This window comes from Dactylosporangium sp. NPDC049742 (genome assembly GCF_040674675.1).
GTDB classification, from domain to species: Bacteria; Actinomycetota; Actinomycetes; order Mycobacteriales; family Micromonosporaceae; genus Dactylosporangium; species Dactylosporangium maewongense.
On record NZ_JBFANF010000013.1, the window covers coordinates 47,099 to 60,488 of the forward strand.

Below are 13,390 nucleotides of genomic sequence, written 5' to 3' on the forward strand. Positions count from 1 at the left end.
GGACGCCGACGTCGGTGGCTCGTGTCGGCGTGCCGCAGTGGGAGGTGGGCGGTGCCGGTTCGTCAGAGCGAACCCTTGTCCGCGGTTCCGGCCGGGTGCGGCGCGGGGACCTGCACGTCGAGCTTTCCATGGAGCCTGCCCTGGAGCGCCGCGGGCAGGCCTGCGTTCCGCGGCGGTCAGAAGACGAACTGTTGCCCGCCGTCGATGTCGTACGTGGCGCCGGTGAGGGCGGTGTTGGTCATGATGTGGACGGCGAGCGCGGCGACGTCTCCGGGCCCCACGACGCGGCCGATCGGCAGCGTCGCCCGCAGTTCGTCTCGGCGTTCGTCGAGGCGGTCTCCGAGCAGGGACGCCGACAACGGGGTATCGACGAAGCCGGCGGCGATGAGGTTGACCCGGACCGGCGCGAGCTCCAGCGCGAGGGCAGCGACGAGCGGCGGCAGTGCGGCGCCGGCCGCGGAGGCGATGCCCAGCGCGGGACGCACGCGCCGGGCGCCGGTGCCGCCCATGAGCAGCAGCGTGCCGCCGGGGCGGACCCTGCCGGCGGCGTGGCGCGCGACCTCGACCGCCAGCACCGCGTGCCCGCTGATCGCCTCGCGTACCTGAGCCGCGTCCATCTCGAGCAGCGGCCCGTAGTGCGGGCCGCCGGCGGTGACCATCACGTGGTCGATCGTGGTCGGCAGGTCCTGGAAGAACGTGGCCAGCAGCGTCGTGTCGGTCGCGTCGAACACCGCCGTGCGCTGCGCGCCGACGTCCCCGGCCGCCTGCGCGAGCCGGTCAGCGCTGCGACCGGTGAGAACGATCTCGGCGCCCTCGGCCCGGGCCCGCCGAGCGGTCTCGAGACCGATGCCCGCGCTGCCGCCGATCACCACGACGGTCTGGTCTGCCAGCGCGAGCTCGCCCGGACGGGCAACCGCAGGGGTCGCGTTCACGTCGGCAGTTCGTCGAACCAGGCCCGTGAGCGGCAGGTACGGCGCTCCGCATCCAGACCGTTGACGGGGCGGTCCGGTCCGATGCGGACGCCTGCCGTCACGTCGGTAGTACTCAGAACAGCCTCCCTGAGCGGTGCACGGGACTTCCTCGACGGCGTCGCGGACGACCCTCAACATCCCACACGCGGCGGATCGGAACGTCCGGCCCGGGAAGGCCCGGGAAGGTTCGCCCGGCACGGGTGGGAGCGGCTCACCCGGCGGCGCCCGGGCCCGGGAGGACGTCGACGTCGGTGGCTCGCATCGGGGTGCCGCAGTGGGAGCAGCGCAGTTCGGCGTGGGCGATCTCGCCGCACGCGTGGTGGCGGTACAGGACCGGCGGGCCGGCGTCGCCGGCGGTCCAGCGGTCGCCCCAGCCGACCATGACGAGCAGCAGGTCGCACAGCTCCTGGCCCTTCGTGGTCAGCACGTACTCGTGCCGGGGCGGGCGGTCGGAGTACTGCCGGCGGGCCAGCACGTCCTGCTCGACCAGCCAGGCGAGGCGCTGCGTGAGGACCTTGCGGGAGATGCCGAGGTCGTCGTGCAGCTGGTCGAAGCGGTTGATGCCGACGTACACGTCGCGCAGGATCAGCGGCGACCACGGCTCGCCGATCACGTCGAGGGTGCGGGCGATGGAGCACGCCATGCCGGCGAACTGGGTGCGCTGCATTCCACCACTATAGGTTCCCTCAGGAGACTCTGTGCGATAGAGTTCCCTCAGGAAACCTACTGAGGGAGGTCGTCATGCCCCTGCCCGCGGTCGTCACGCCGGCGGAGTGGCAGTCAGCGCGCGACGCGCTGCTGGTCAAGGAGAAGGAGCTCACCCGCGCCCTCGACCGGCTCGCCGCCGAGCGCCGGCGGCTGCCGATGGTGCGCCTCGGCACGCAGTACCGGTTCGTCGCGCCGGACGGCACCGAGGCGAGCCTGACCGACCTGTTCGCCGGCCGGCGGCAGCTCGTCATCTACCACTTCATGCTGGCGCCCGGCCAGGACTGGCTGTGCACCGGTTGTAGCACGTTCACCGACAACCTCGCCCCGCACGCGCAGGCGCACCTCGCCGCCCGCGACACCCGGCTCATCCTCATGGCCCGCGCGCCGCAGGCGGAGATCGAGCCGGTCCGGCGCAGGATGGAGTGGACGGTCCCGTGGTACTCCAGCCACGGCAACGACTTCCACGCCGACCTGGGCATCGAGGGCTTCGCCCTCAGCGTCCTGCTGCGCGACGGGGACGAGGTGTTCCGTACCTATGCGACCACCGGCCGCGGCGTGGACCGGCTGCGCCTGGACTTCAACCTGCTCGACCTCACGCCGTTCGGGCGGCAGGAGACCTGGGAGGACTCGCCGGACGGCTGGCCGCAGACCGAGACCATGCGCTGGCTGCGCCCACACGACGAATACGACAACGAAGACGGAGACCACCATGCCTGAGCTCGACGCCGACGTAGCCCGCCTGGTCGAGGACGTCAACTACGCCCACATCGCGACGCTGCTGCCCGACGGCTCGCCGCACTCGGTGCCGGTCTGGATCGACCGGGAGGGCGACCGGCTAGCCGTCCTCACCGGGCCGGGGTCGCGCAAGGCCCGCAACGTCGCCCGGGACCCGCGGGTCGCCATCTCCATCATCGACCACGCCCAGCCGTACGCGACCGCGCTGATCCGCGGCCGCGTCACGGAGATCCTCGACGGCGACGACGCGTGGCGGGTGATCGACCGCATCGCCGTCAAGTACACGGGCGCGCCCTACCCGCTGCGCAGCGACCGGGTGGTGCTGCTCATCGAGCCCGACCGCGCCCAGGCACCGTCGTTCGGGTAGGTCAGCGGGTGTCGACCCAGACGCGCACGATGGTGTGGCTCGCGCAGCTGGTGTAGGACACGGCACCCACCGGCGCCCAGTTGCCCTGGCAGATGATGCCGCCGGCGCCGGGCATGAAGTGCTGCTGCAGCATCGAGACGCGGTGTTCGCCGGCACCGCCGGTGCACAGGCTCTGCGCCCAGTTGGACCCGTACGTGACGGTGCAGTCGGTCGGGGCGGCGCTCGCCGCGGCGCCGGTGGCGGCGAGCGTGCCCGCCGTGAGCAGTGCGCTGAGGGTGACCGCGGTCGCGAGCCGTGCCTTGGTGCCCATACCCACCTCATCTACTGTTAGGAATGTTAACGGTCGGACTGTAACGTCTCCGTCACGCCCCGTCTAGACTCATCCATATCAATGTGCGGCGGCGTGTCATGATCGTCCGCATGAGCGAATGGGCCTACAACGACCGCCCCGCCGGCGTCCGGTTCCTGCCCGACGAGGTCGACGAACCCGAGCGCGGCGAGATCGAGGACGAGATCTGGTCCTGGATCGTGCAGGGCCGGGACGACGCCGCCGGGTTCGTCGACTACTTCGACGACGACGAGCGGCGCGCGGGCCTCACCGACGACCAGCTCGCGGCCGCCTACGAGCAGGCCGTCTACGCGCGGCTGGACCAGCAGCGGCAGTGGGGCCCCGTGCGCAGCAACCTGACCGCCGCGTTCACCGAGCTCAACCAGCTCGGCGTCGTCGCGCGGGAGAACTTCAGCTGCTGCGGCACCTGCGCGTCCGGCGAGATCGACGACGAGCGGGACGACTCCCGGCACTGGCACGGCTACCTCTGGTACCACCAGCAGGACGCCGAATCCCTCGCCGCCAGCGCCACCGGCGCGGTCTACCTCGGCTACGGCGCCTACCCGCCCGAGGACTTCGACGAGGACGCCTACGAGGCCCTGCCGAAGGCCGAGCGGGAGGCCCAGTACCGGGCGGACCTGGAACGCTTCCTGGACGACCTGGTCTTCCCGGTGCTGCGCAGGCACGGCATGCACGTCGAGTGGAACCGCAAGCAGTCCACCCGCATCCTGCTCACCGGCGCCCAGTGGTACGCCCCGCTGGATTGAGCTAAACCGGTTGCGGCAGCACCGTGGCCGGGCCAGGGTGGGAAGAAGATCCGAGAGCGAAGGAGTCAGGGGATGCGAGCTGCGTCTGTGTTCACCCAGATGGCCATCACCGCCTATCTCGAGGACCTGACGCCCCTTGCGCATCCTGAATCTCGGCATCCTGGCGCACGTCGACGCCGGTAAGACCAGCCTCACCGAGCGGCTCCTGCACGCCGCCGGCGTCATCGACGAGCCCGGCTCCGTCGACGACGGCAACACGCAGACCGACACGCTCGCGCTGGAGCGCCGGCGCGGCATCACCATCAAGTCGGCGGTGGTGTCGTTCACCGTCGGCGACGTCACCGTCAACCTCATCGACACGCCCGGCCACCCGGACTTCATCGCCGAGGTCGAGCGCGTCCTGCACGTCCTCGACGGTGCGGTGCTCGTCGTGTCCGCGGTCGAGGGCGTCCAGGCGCAGACCCGCATCCTCATGCGGACCCTGCGCCGGCTGCGGATCCCCACGATCGTCTTCGTCAACAAGATCGACCGTGGCGGCGCGCGCGGCGACACCGTCCTGCGCGAGCTCGCCCGCCGGCTCACCCCGGCGATCGTGCCGATGGGCGCCCCGGCCGGGCTGGGCACCCGGGCGGCGGACTTCGTGCCGGCGCCGCCGCCGCTCGACGTCCTCGCGGAGCACGACGACGACCTGTTGTCGGCATTCGTCGACGGTACGGCGGTGCCACGCGACCGCGTCCTGCACGCGCTGACCACGCAGACCCGCCGGTCCGAGGTCCACCCCGTCTACTTCGGCTCGGCGGTCACCGGTGCCGGCCTCGACGCGCTCACCGCCGGCATCGTGACGCACCTGCCCGCGGCCGAGGGCGACCTCGACGCGGCGGCGTCGGCCAGCGTCTTCAAGGTGGAACGCGGCCCGGCCGGGGAGAAGATCGCATACGTGCGGATGTTCGCGGGCACCATCCGCGCCCGGGAACGCGTACACCTGCCGAACGGAGACCAGAAAGTCACCGGCATCGCCGTGTTCGACGACGGCGGCGCGGCCGATGCAGAGACCCTCACGGCCGGACGGATCGGCAAGGTTTGGGGCCTCGGCGCCGCGCGCATCGGCGACCAGATCGGCGAGCCGCACGGGGCGGCAGCGCACCACTTCGCGCCGCCGAGCCTGGAATCGGTCGTCGCGCCGGTGCGTGCCGGTGACCGGGGCGCGCTGTACGCGGCGCTCACCCAGCTCGCCGAGCAGGACCCGCTCATCGACGTCCGCCACGACGACGTGCGCGGCGAGACGTCGGTGTCGCTGTACGGCGAGGTCCAGAAGGAGGTCATCCAGTCGACCCTCGCCGAGGAGTACGGCATCGACGTCACCTTCCGGGACACCACGACGATCTGCGTGGAGCGGCCCGCCGGCACCGGCGAGGCACTGGAGATCGGGCAGAAGGACGGCAACCCGTTCCTCGCCACGATCGGCCTGCGCGTCGAACCGGCGCCACCGGGTGCCGGCGTCACGTTCCGGCTGGAGGTCGAGGCGGGCGCGATGCCGGCGGCGTTCTTCACCGCGGTGCAGGAGACCGTCACCGCCACGCTCCAGCAGGGTCTGCACGGCTGGCAGGTCGCCGACTGCACGGTCACGATGACCCGCTCCGGTTACTGGCCCCGGCAGAGCCACGCCCACCAGCAGTTCGACAAGAGCATGTCGAGCACCGGGCACGACTTCCGCAGCCTCACCCCGCTGGTCCTCATGGCCGCACTGCGGCGGGCCGGCACCGTGGTGCACGAGCCGGTGCACCGCTTCCGCCTGGAGGCCCCGGCCGACCAGCTCGGCGCGCTGCTGCCCGTCCTGTCCCGCCTGCACGCGGTGCCGGCGAGCACCGTCACGCAGGGCGCGACCTGCGTCCTGGAGGGCGGCATCCCGGCGGCCGCGGTGCACGAGCTGCAGGTCCGGCTGCCCGGCCTGACCCGCGGCGAAGGCGTGCTGGAGTCCGCGTTCGACCGCTACGAACCCGTGCCGGGCCCGCCGCCGGCCCGCGCCCGGACCGACCACAACCCGCTCGACCGCTTGGCGTACCTGTTGCGAGTCGTGCGCCGGGTCCCGGCGTGAGTCAGTGTCAGTGTCAGTGTCAGTGTCAGTGGAACACGATCGGGTGGCCGGACGCGATGCTGACGCGGCACGCCTCGTGCAGCGTCAGCCACACCATCTGTTCGGTCTCGAACGGGTCGCCCTCGGCGCCGAGCCGGTCGGCCTCCGCGTCGCTCAGCGAACCGTCCTCGTCGAGCTGGACGCCGATCCGCGGGGCGACCCGGCGCAGCTCGTCGAGCAGGCCGTGGCTGGAGCCGACGATGCCGCCACCCGGGCCATCGTCGAGGAAGACGGGATCCGCGAACGGCACCGGGACGTAGAAACCTTCACAGTCCGAGTGGCACAGCAGGTGCGAGTCGAGCATCGACGCGGCGTCGTCGACGAACCCGTCCGCGTCCTTGAGATCGCCGTCGACGACCGGCGTCACCGGCTGCCCCTCGACGTGCAGCGCGTAGGCCCGCCGCAGGTAGTGCAGGCACGAGTACGGGAAGCTGCCCACGTGCGGCCGGGCCAACCCGGTCGGCGGCGCCCCGTCCGGCGGCGTCCACGCGTGCCCCTCCGCGGCGAGCGCGGCGGCGAGCCCCTCGAACTGCCGCCGGTAGTGCTCCTCCCCCTCCTCGTCGTAGCCGATGCACGGGTTGCCGACAGTCACCGCAAGTCCCATGCCCGCGATCATAGAGCCGCGCTGTGTGAGGATGGCGGGCATGGTGGTGCGCGCGTTGCGGTTCGGGTCGATTGCGGAGACCTACGAGCGGTTCCGGCCGGAGTACCCGTCAGAGCTGGCCGACCTGATCCTCACGTACGCCGGCAGACCCGTCCGCACCGTCCTGGAGATCGGCGCCGGGACGGGCAAGGCCACCCGCTGGTTCGCCCGCCCGGGCGTGACGGTCACGGCGACCGACCCCGACCCCGCCATGCTCGCCGAGCTGCGCAAGCACGTGCCGGCGGACGTCCGCACCGTCCAAGCCGCGTTCGAGGACCTTTCGCTGGACTCGCGGCACGACCTCGTCTTCGCCGGCGCCGCCCTGCACTGGACGGCACCGGAGGGCCGCTGGTCGCGGATGGCCGACCTGGTGGAGCCGGGCGGCGTCTTCGCGAACTTCGGCGGCCCGGTCCAGCTCTCCGACCCCGCCGTGGAGGCCGCGGTACAAGCCGCCCGCGCCCCCTTCCTCGACACCGACGAGATCCCGTCCCCGGACGGAACACCCCCGGAGCAGGCCATGCAGTGGCCCGGCACGGAGCTGCAGCGCTCGGAATGGTTCCACGACGTGCGCCAGGCACAGCTCCCCCGCCGCCTCACGATGACCGCCACCGACTACGTCGGCTACCTGTCCACCGTCTCGGCGTACCTGGAACTCCCCGAGCAGCCCCGCCAGCAGGTGTACGACCGGATCCTCCGCACCCTGCCCCCCACGGTCGAGATCACCGCCGACATCATCGCCCACCTCGCCCGCCGCCGCTGACCTCCACCTCCCACTGGATGTGTCGCGGCCGCCCTGTCCTCGCGGGTGTGACGGAGCAGATGTGGCACGGGAACCCGGACACCTCACTGGTCATCCGCACCGGATTCGCGCACGAGCACGAGTGGCTGCGGATCCAACCGGCGATCACTGAACCTCAGAGCTGTGGGCCGTCCGGAACAACCTCCCGATCGCGAACATGAGCTGGGACGACTTCGCCGACAACATCGACGCCGACGGCATCTACCGCGGCGCCGGGTAGCCCTTCAAACACACGGGCACGTCAGCCAGCACCGTTGTACTTCCACACCACTGCCACATCAGGCTTCATGCGCACCCACAGTGTCGAGGCCGGCGAGCCCTCCGGGAAGTCCAGACGCAGCAGTTCGCGACCATGGATGCGCTCGACCCCGACACTGCGTACTCCACGAAGATCCAGGTCAAGCAGCTCGGCGCCGCTGGGAGCGACACACAGCCGGAGCCGGACGATCTCGTATCCGGGATTGATGTCCATCTCGATGTCGTAGCCGCTCCGCGTGGTCCGGAACGTCACGGCCGTAGACGGCCACAGCTCGCGCCAGTCGAATTCATAGCCGGCCGCACGCTCGTCCTCGGCGTACCGATAGACCGGCTCGGCCTCGAACAGCCAGATCAACTCTTCGTAGCTGGGGACCGGCTCCATCACCATCAAACGATGATCACACGCCACCGGCCACGATCCGGCGCCTTCAAGAGCAGGCGTCCGGTTCGCACATGTGCTGATCAGGGTCGGCGTGGCGCGGCGGCTCGGTAAGGTACGCCCAATGCTCGAGTCGCGACGGCGTTCAAGCCCGCCCAGACCCAGCACTGGGTCGCGGAGATCATCGAGCGGCGCGTCACCGACCCCACCCAGCTGCCCACGGACATGGCCGTACTCCCCGCCGACCCCAGCGAGTGGCAGGTGTGGCTGGCGGAGTCCGCGCAGCGGGTCGCGAGCGCCTGCTCCGACGACGCGCTCGACGCCCCGGTGTTCAACGCCGCGGCAGACGAGCGGTCCGGGACACAGTTCTGGCTGTCCAGCGTCCTCAACGAGACGGTCGTCCACGGCTTCGACGCAGCCAACGCGGCGAACCGACCCGCCGACATCGACCCCGACATCGCCGCCGCGCTCATCAGCAACCACCTCGCCATGCTCACCTCCCCCACGTGGGCGATGCAGCGCTCCGAGTCCGCCCACGCCATCCGCGGCACCGGCCAGACCCTGCAGTGGCTGGCCACCGACACCCCGGCCGACACCGGCGCCTGGCTCATCGAACGACGCCCCGACGGCGCGACCTGGCAGCCCGGAACCCACCAGGCCGACGTGACGATGACCGGCCCGGCGGGATCGCTACTGCTGACCTTGACCCGACGACTCCCCCTCACCGACCACGAATCCACCGGCATCACCATCGACGGCGACACCGTCCTCGCCCAGCACTGGCTCGACAACACCGCCCACGCCGCCGACTGACCGGTGTGCGCCCCCGTGCTTCATGTCCGGGTGGACGACGCGGAGCAGTGGTTCCGGCGAGGCGGCGAGCTTGCCTACGACGGCGGCCCAGCCGAGGCCGAAGCGCTGGCGCTGCTGAGCGCGGCGGTCGCGGCAGGCCACGGACCGGCCCTCGTCCGGCTGGCCACGTTCCTGCTCCACCAGTACTCGGAAGCCGACCCCGCGTCCCACGCGAAGGCAATGCGGCTGCTGGACGAGGCAGTAGCGGCCGATGTACCCGGCGCCCGGAACATGCTCGGCGTCACGCTCTGGGACGACGGCGCGCTAGACAATGCCGAGGAATCCCTGCGGGCCGCAGTCGCCGACGGCGACCCGGACGCACCGGTGAACCTGGCCGGACTACTGCACCAGAAGGGCAACGACGCCGCGGCGTTCACACTGCTGAGGCAAGCGGCAGAGCGCGGCGACGGCCCGGCGTACTGGATCGTGATGCGGCTCCTGCCACGACACAGCCGGGCCGCACAGGAGATAACCACGGCCTACGAGTCGGCGACCTCCCCGGAGGACCGGCCGGTGTGCGTCCTGTTCCCCGCCGACGCGTGGCAGCTCGACGCCTCGGTACTACCGGTCGAATAACTGCCGTCCCGGCGCTTCCAATGCCGTGGGCCAGACAGCACAGGCAGTCGTCCGACAACGGAACCGATCGCAGGTGGACGCACTTCTCCACAACCGCGGGAACGGTCGTCACGTAAGCGGAAACCGGAACACGGTGCCGATGCCAGGTCGAGCAGGATGACGCTGAGGCTCGAGTCAGCCGCGCCGATGACGAGGTACCGGTCGCGGGCGAGCCCGAACTGCCAGCCGCTGCCCTCGTCGTACGCCTCGACGAGCACCCATGCCTGCTCGGTCGCCGGCCCGTCGAGCAACTCGGCGATCCCGAACAGGTCCGTCGCCCCGTCGAGTCCGACCCATCCATCGCAGTACGTCAGAAACTGCGCGTACGACATCGGGAGATCGACGCGTCGCCTGAGCGCAGCCAGTGCCGACGGGTTCGCGCCCGGGTTGGGACCGCCGTGTCGGAAGATTTCGTGCACGTCTGCCCGTTGCACATCGCGTCCGACCGCTGCCGCCCGTTCCACCACATCCCGGAACCCGACCTCCACGCTGCCTCCATCTGTCCACAGTGTGCCGAACCCGTCGCCGCTCGCGCTCACCAAGGCCAGTCGGCTTGCAGGTCTCCGGGCTCTTCGCCGGGCCAGACGACGAACGCCGCCGTAGCGGACTCGTCGCACACCAGCTGCGGGCTCGCCAGCGCCGCCAGGGCACACGCCGCCCTCAGTACGGCAGCGGGGTTCGGCTTCCGGAACGTCACCGTCTCCACCGCCGCATCCGCCGTGACGGCCGGCAGACTGCTGCTCTGGCCGACCGTGTACACGCTGACCTCACCCAGATCCAACGCTCCGTCACCGGCACAGACAGCAGTCCCCGGACACTCCGGCAACCGTGAACCGGCGGGTTCATCAACGACCTCGAACCAGTCTGGCAGGATCACGATGGCCGGATCACCGGCCGTCTCATCGAAGAGTCCGACCTGCCTGCCGTACGTGCGCGACTGGCGGATGCCGCTGCCGCAACAGCCATCCCGGTGTACGCCGAGCAACGCCACCCCCTGATGACGGCCGTACTTCCCGACTCCGACGGAGTCCTGCGCGCCCGCTGGACTGCATAGCCGGCAAGGAATGGATGCGCGCATCTGCCGCCGCCCGCTCACTGCCGTGCGCCCGCGTCTGGGCTACAGCTGAGGCACGACGCGCAGCACCGCGCCGGTCTCCGGGTCGATGACCACGAGAAGGCCGCCGCCGCGGGCGTAGGCCGGGTCGGAGAGCAGCACCTCAGCTTCCGCCGGGCTCCGTGTGATCCGCGCATCGGCGAGTGAGCTCCGCCCCCGCGCAGCGGCGGCCGTCCGCGCGGCCGCGATGATCTCGTCGTCGGTCAGGCCCGGGCCGCGGAGCGGAGGGCTCGACGTATCAGAGTGATCAGCCCTCGGGCCTGGGTGGCCCGCCGAAGGGGTCGCGCTTTCATCGCTCACGGTCCGAGAGTGCCATAGCCAGCGATGCACGCGTCGCCTTCGGCCGTCGCTTTGGAATGGGGTGCTGGTCGATCCCGGTGGCTTGCGCGCCCTGGGTGGTGCAGGCTGTCAACGCCTGTTGTTGCGGCGTACCAGGAAGACGACAACGCCGACAACGACTGCGATGCAGCACAGCGTGCTGGTCAGGCGGCCAAGGGAGTACGCGATGTCTTCCGCTGCGTCTCTGGACGCTTGCGTCCCGGAGTCCGCCCAGGCGGGAGCACCGGCGGCGGCCGAGGCGACGACACCGGTGGCGGCGGCGCAGATGCGCGCGGACAGGACTCGAAGGCTCACGATTCGGCAGCGTAGATCATCATCATCGTTGCCACAATCAACTTGCCAAGCCAGGCGTCCGGGTAGCCGCGATGAGCTCGACTACCACCGTCTCGAGGGCACTTCGCTATCGGTCGGGCGCTACGTAGCATGTTCGGCGTGCTGAAGAGGGCTGCGCAGCCGACCGGGCTCGACGCCATCTTGGCGCAGGCGGGTGCGCTGTTGATGTCGTTCAACGGCCCGGTGTGCGACCTGTGGGCCGTCGCGCGGCAGGCGTCGGCGGCCGATCGTTTGCGCCGGGCGGTTGAGGAACGTGGCTTTGCTGTGGACGGATCGCTGCGCGAGTCGGACGATCCGATGCCGCTGCTGCAGTACGCGCTGACTCGCGACGATCCGGGCCTGCACTTGGCCGCTGACGACCTCATGACAAGTGTGGAATGGGAAGCGGTGCCGAACGCAGTGCCTACGCCCGGTGGGCACGAGACGATCCGGGCGGCGCACGCGGCAGGCAAACCGGTGGCGATCGCCAGCGACGCCTCGCAGATGGCCATCGACGGGTACCTGAAACGGCACGACTTGGCGGTGCTGGTGACCGCTGTCGGGCGGTACAACTTCGCACCGGGGAAGTTCAAGCCCGCGACCTGGTCCGCCGCGTTCGCTGCGGCGCGTCTCAAGGTCGACACGCACGCGTGTGTCTTCATCGCCGCCACAACGCTGGACGTGCAGATGGCCAGGGCGCTGCGCATGCCGAGCATCGGCCTCGTGACACCGCGGACAGCGGGCGCAGCGCTTCGGGACGCCGGCGCCGACCTGGTGCTGGACACGGACGGCATGTACCTCATCGCTGAGTCACTGCTGCGTTCAGCCTGAACGGCTGTCGTTGGGTTTCGACGTCAGCCGTCGAAGGTGTCGGCGGCTCCGGGACGGATGCCGAGCCTGCGCTGGGCCTCCTGCAACGACAACATCCGTGCCCCGTCAGGGATGTCGAGCTTCGTCTCGACCAGTACGGCGTTCTCGGCGTAGAAGGTCTCGTCGAACGGGGCGAGGCCGGCCGCGGCGCAGTACTCGGCCAGCGTCGCGCTGATGAACCGGTCCTTGACCCGTCGGGCACTGTAGGCGTCCGGACGCTCGTACGGCTTGACTGTCCCGAGCGCGTTGAACTCCCACCGGGTCCCGTTGTGCGACACCATCACCGACCGGACCATGTTGCTGAAGCCACCTCGCCCAGCGGCAGCCGCAGCAAGCCGAACGTCGACGTGACCGGCGCGAACCGCTCCGACAGCAGGGTGAGCATCGCACTGCTCCTTCTGCTGTTGCTGCTCAGGATGCGTTTCCCGTGCGGAATTCCTCGGTCCGACAGCGTCTTGTCGGATTGCACATTGTAACGGTTCCCATTCAGCGTGTATTGCCAGGGCGCACGGACGGCGGGCTGTTGGTGATCAGGAGGTCCAGGAGTGCGTCGCGTGCCTTGATCCGATCGGCGGGCAGGCTGCGGACGATGTTGATCGCCTCGGCGATCTCCGGGCTTGGGCCCTCGTCGAGCATGGGCATCGTGATGGCGACCTTGCGGGGCAGGCCGTGCCAGACGGCGACGCGCCAGTCCTGGGCCTCGGCGCGAAGCGTGGCGATGAGTGTCTCGCGCTGCTGGAGGGCGACGAGCTCCGGGATCACGACGGTGGTCAGCTCTTCGCGCAGCACGTCGACGCATACGTCGGCTGAGGCGGCGTCCCGGACCACCCAGCCATCGCGCCCGAGGACCGGATGCAGCCAGCCGGCATGTCTGCGCTCCGGATGGCATTGCTTGTCGAACAGGCCGTCGTGGAAGCCCGGCGTCTTCGGTGCCTTGTCGAGCAGGAATCGGGTGCTGAACTGCCACCACGGCTGCGGCACCAACGCCAGGTTCACATCGAAGCGAACCTCGTCGGCGGTGTTCCACCGCGAACGTGCGAGATTCACCACCGCGACATCGCCTCGGCCGGACCGCAGGCACCAGGTGGGCGCCGTACCGGTGAATCCCGCGCCGCGCAATGTGGGGCCGACGCTGTCACGCAGCATCGCGCGGAAGGACTCCTGTGCAGTCACCTGGCAAGCATGGCAGTGACCCGGAT

18 protein-coding genes are annotated in these 13,390 nt (G+C 70.4%); 8 read left to right on the forward strand and 10 right to left on the reverse strand.

Going from position 1 to position 13,390, the window contains the following annotated elements; translation table 11 throughout:
* Positions 1-176 precede the first annotated feature (176 nt).
* The gene (locus AB0J72_RS18375; RefSeq protein WP_363400133.1) at positions 177-932 is read right to left on the reverse strand and encodes an SDR family oxidoreductase; all 756 of its coding nucleotides are present in this window, start codon (positions 930-932) and stop codon (positions 177-179) included.
* Positions 933-1,182: 250 nt separating this feature from the next.
* Positions 1,183-1,638 (reverse strand): helix-turn-helix domain-containing protein, encoded by a 456-nt coding sequence (locus AB0J72_RS18380; protein ID WP_363400135.1) that lies wholly within the window; start codon positions 1,636-1,638, stop codon positions 1,183-1,185.
* Positions 1,639-1,712: 74 nt separating this feature from the next.
* Here AB0J72_RS18380 and AB0J72_RS18385 point away from each other — a divergent pair, with 74 nt between their 5' ends.
* Positions 1,713-2,396 (forward strand): DUF899 domain-containing protein, encoded by a 684-nt coding sequence (locus AB0J72_RS18385; protein ID WP_363400137.1) that lies wholly within the window; start codon positions 1,713-1,715, stop codon positions 2,394-2,396.
* Positions 2,389-2,781, forward strand: coding sequence for a PPOX class F420-dependent oxidoreductase (locus tag AB0J72_RS18390; RefSeq protein ID WP_363400139.1), 393 nt, complete (start codon positions 2,389-2,391; stop codon positions 2,779-2,781). Before AB0J72_RS18385 ends, AB0J72_RS18390 begins: the two co-directional genes overlap by 8 nt.
* A 1-nt stretch (position 2,782) precedes the next feature.
* Here the strand turns inward: AB0J72_RS18390 and AB0J72_RS18395 are convergent, their stop codons facing one another.
* Positions 2,783-3,091, reverse strand: coding sequence for a hypothetical protein (locus AB0J72_RS18395; protein WP_363400141.1), 309 nt, complete (start codon positions 3,089-3,091; stop codon positions 2,783-2,785).
* A gap of 110 nt (positions 3,092-3,201) precedes the next feature.
* Here AB0J72_RS18395 and AB0J72_RS18400 point away from each other — a divergent pair, with 110 nt between their 5' ends.
* Entirely contained in the window at positions 3,202-3,876 is a 675-nt protein-coding gene (locus AB0J72_RS18400) for a hypothetical protein (RefSeq protein ID WP_363400143.1), read from the forward strand.
* 136 nt (positions 3,877-4,012) lie between these two features.
* On the forward strand, positions 4,013-5,971 hold the full coding sequence (locus AB0J72_RS18405; RefSeq protein ID WP_363400145.1) for a translation factor GTPase family protein: 1,959 nt from the start codon (positions 4,013-4,015) through the stop codon (positions 5,969-5,971).
* Positions 5,972-5,996: 25 nt separating this feature from the next.
* Here the strand turns inward: AB0J72_RS18405 and AB0J72_RS18410 are convergent, their stop codons facing one another.
* The gene (locus AB0J72_RS18410; protein WP_363400147.1) at positions 5,997-6,614 is read right to left on the reverse strand and encodes a hypothetical protein; all 618 of its coding nucleotides are present in this window, start codon (positions 6,612-6,614) and stop codon (positions 5,997-5,999) included.
* A gap of 40 nt (positions 6,615-6,654) precedes the next feature.
* On the opposite strand from AB0J72_RS18410, the gene AB0J72_RS18415 reads away from it, so the two are divergent.
* Positions 6,655-7,413 carry a class I SAM-dependent methyltransferase gene (locus tag AB0J72_RS18415; RefSeq protein WP_363400149.1) on the forward strand — a complete coding sequence of 253 codons (759 nt, stop codon included), beginning with the start codon at positions 6,655-6,657 and terminating at the stop codon, positions 7,411-7,413.
* Positions 7,414-7,693: 280 nt separating this feature from the next.
* Here AB0J72_RS18415 and AB0J72_RS18420 read toward each other — a convergent pair whose 3' ends face one another.
* The gene (locus AB0J72_RS18420; RefSeq protein WP_363400151.1) at positions 7,694-8,098 is read right to left on the reverse strand and encodes a hypothetical protein; all 405 of its coding nucleotides are present in this window, start codon (positions 8,096-8,098) and stop codon (positions 7,694-7,696) included.
* Between the two features lie 216 nt (positions 8,099-8,314).
* On the opposite strand from AB0J72_RS18420, the gene AB0J72_RS18425 reads away from it, so the two are divergent.
* Both AB0J72_RS18425 and AB0J72_RS18430 read left to right on the forward strand, forming a co-directional pair.
* Positions 8,315-8,902, forward strand: coding sequence for a hypothetical protein (locus AB0J72_RS18425; protein WP_363400153.1), 588 nt, complete (start codon positions 8,315-8,317; stop codon positions 8,900-8,902).
* A gap of 30 nt (positions 8,903-8,932) precedes the next feature.
* Entirely contained in the window at positions 8,933-9,517 is a 585-nt protein-coding gene (locus AB0J72_RS18430) for a hypothetical protein (RefSeq protein ID WP_363400155.1), read from the forward strand.
* Here the strand turns inward: AB0J72_RS18430 and AB0J72_RS18435 are convergent.
* The 3 genes from AB0J72_RS18435 to AB0J72_RS18445 all read right to left on the reverse strand — a co-directional run bounded on the left by AB0J72_RS18435 (position 9,421) and on the right by AB0J72_RS18445 (position 11,303).
* Positions 9,421-10,044 (reverse strand): SMI1/KNR4 family protein, encoded by a 624-nt coding sequence (locus tag AB0J72_RS18435; RefSeq protein ID WP_363400157.1) that lies wholly within the window; start codon positions 10,042-10,044, stop codon positions 9,421-9,423. The two genes, AB0J72_RS18430 and AB0J72_RS18435, sit on opposite strands and share 97 nt — an antisense overlap.
* Positions 10,045-10,091: 47 nt before the next feature.
* Positions 10,092-10,547: a hypothetical protein gene (locus AB0J72_RS18440; protein WP_363400159.1), complete on the reverse strand. Its 456-nt coding sequence runs from the start codon at positions 10,545-10,547 to the stop codon at positions 10,092-10,094.
* 531 nt (positions 10,548-11,078) lie between these two features.
* Positions 11,079-11,303, reverse strand: coding sequence for a hypothetical protein (locus AB0J72_RS18445; protein ID WP_363400161.1), 225 nt, complete (start codon positions 11,301-11,303; stop codon positions 11,079-11,081).
* 129 nt (positions 11,304-11,432) lie between these two features.
* Here AB0J72_RS18445 and AB0J72_RS18450 point away from each other — a divergent pair, with 129 nt between their 5' ends.
* Positions 11,433-12,152: a hypothetical protein gene (locus tag AB0J72_RS18450; protein ID WP_363400163.1), complete on the forward strand. Its 720-nt coding sequence runs from the start codon at positions 11,433-11,435 to the stop codon at positions 12,150-12,152.
* Positions 12,153-12,175: 23 nt separating this feature from the next.
* On the opposite strand, the gene AB0J72_RS18455 is transcribed toward AB0J72_RS18450, so the two are convergent.
* Positions 12,176-12,475, reverse strand: coding sequence for a hypothetical protein (locus AB0J72_RS18455; protein ID WP_363400165.1), 300 nt, complete (start codon positions 12,473-12,475; stop codon positions 12,176-12,178).
* Between the two features lie 202 nt (positions 12,476-12,677).
* Entirely contained in the window at positions 12,678-13,364 is a 687-nt protein-coding gene (locus tag AB0J72_RS18460) for a DUF4304 domain-containing protein (protein WP_363400167.1), read from the reverse strand.
* Positions 13,365-13,390: the final 26 nt, after the last annotated feature.

What these genes read in the sequence shown, in the direction of transcription:
- AB0J72_RS18420 (WP_363400151.1), bottom strand. Translation starts at nt 8,098, where the DNA reads ATGGTGATGGAGCCGGTCCCCAGCTACGAAGAGTTGATCTGGCTGTTC.
- AB0J72_RS18395 (WP_363400141.1), bottom strand. Translation starts at nt 3,091, where the DNA reads ATGGGCACCAAGGCACGGCTCGCGACCGCGGTCACCCTCAGCGCACTG.
- AB0J72_RS18380 (WP_363400135.1), bottom strand. Translation starts at nt 1,638, where the DNA reads ATGCAGCGCACCCAGTTCGCCGGCATGGCGTGCTCCATCGCCCGCACC.
- AB0J72_RS18400 (WP_363400143.1), top strand. Translation starts at nt 3,202, where the DNA reads ATGAGCGAATGGGCCTACAACGACCGCCCCGCCGGCGTCCGGTTCCTG.
- AB0J72_RS18410 (WP_363400147.1), bottom strand. Translation starts at nt 6,614, where the DNA reads ATGGGACTTGCGGTGACTGTCGGCAACCCGTGCATCGGCTACGACGAG.
- AB0J72_RS18385 (WP_363400137.1), top strand. Translation starts at nt 1,713, where the DNA reads ATGCCCCTGCCCGCGGTCGTCACGCCGGCGGAGTGGCAGTCAGCGCGC.
- AB0J72_RS18450 (WP_363400163.1), top strand. Translation starts at nt 11,433, where the DNA reads ATGTTCGGCGTGCTGAAGAGGGCTGCGCAGCCGACCGGGCTCGACGCC.
- AB0J72_RS18425 (WP_363400153.1), top strand. Translation starts at nt 8,315, where the DNA reads ATGGCCGTACTCCCCGCCGACCCCAGCGAGTGGCAGGTGTGGCTGGCG.
- AB0J72_RS18415 (WP_363400149.1), top strand. Translation starts at nt 6,655, where the DNA reads ATGGTGGTGCGCGCGTTGCGGTTCGGGTCGATTGCGGAGACCTACGAG.
- AB0J72_RS18390 (WP_363400139.1), top strand. Translation starts at nt 2,389, where the DNA reads ATGCCTGAGCTCGACGCCGACGTAGCCCGCCTGGTCGAGGACGTCAAC.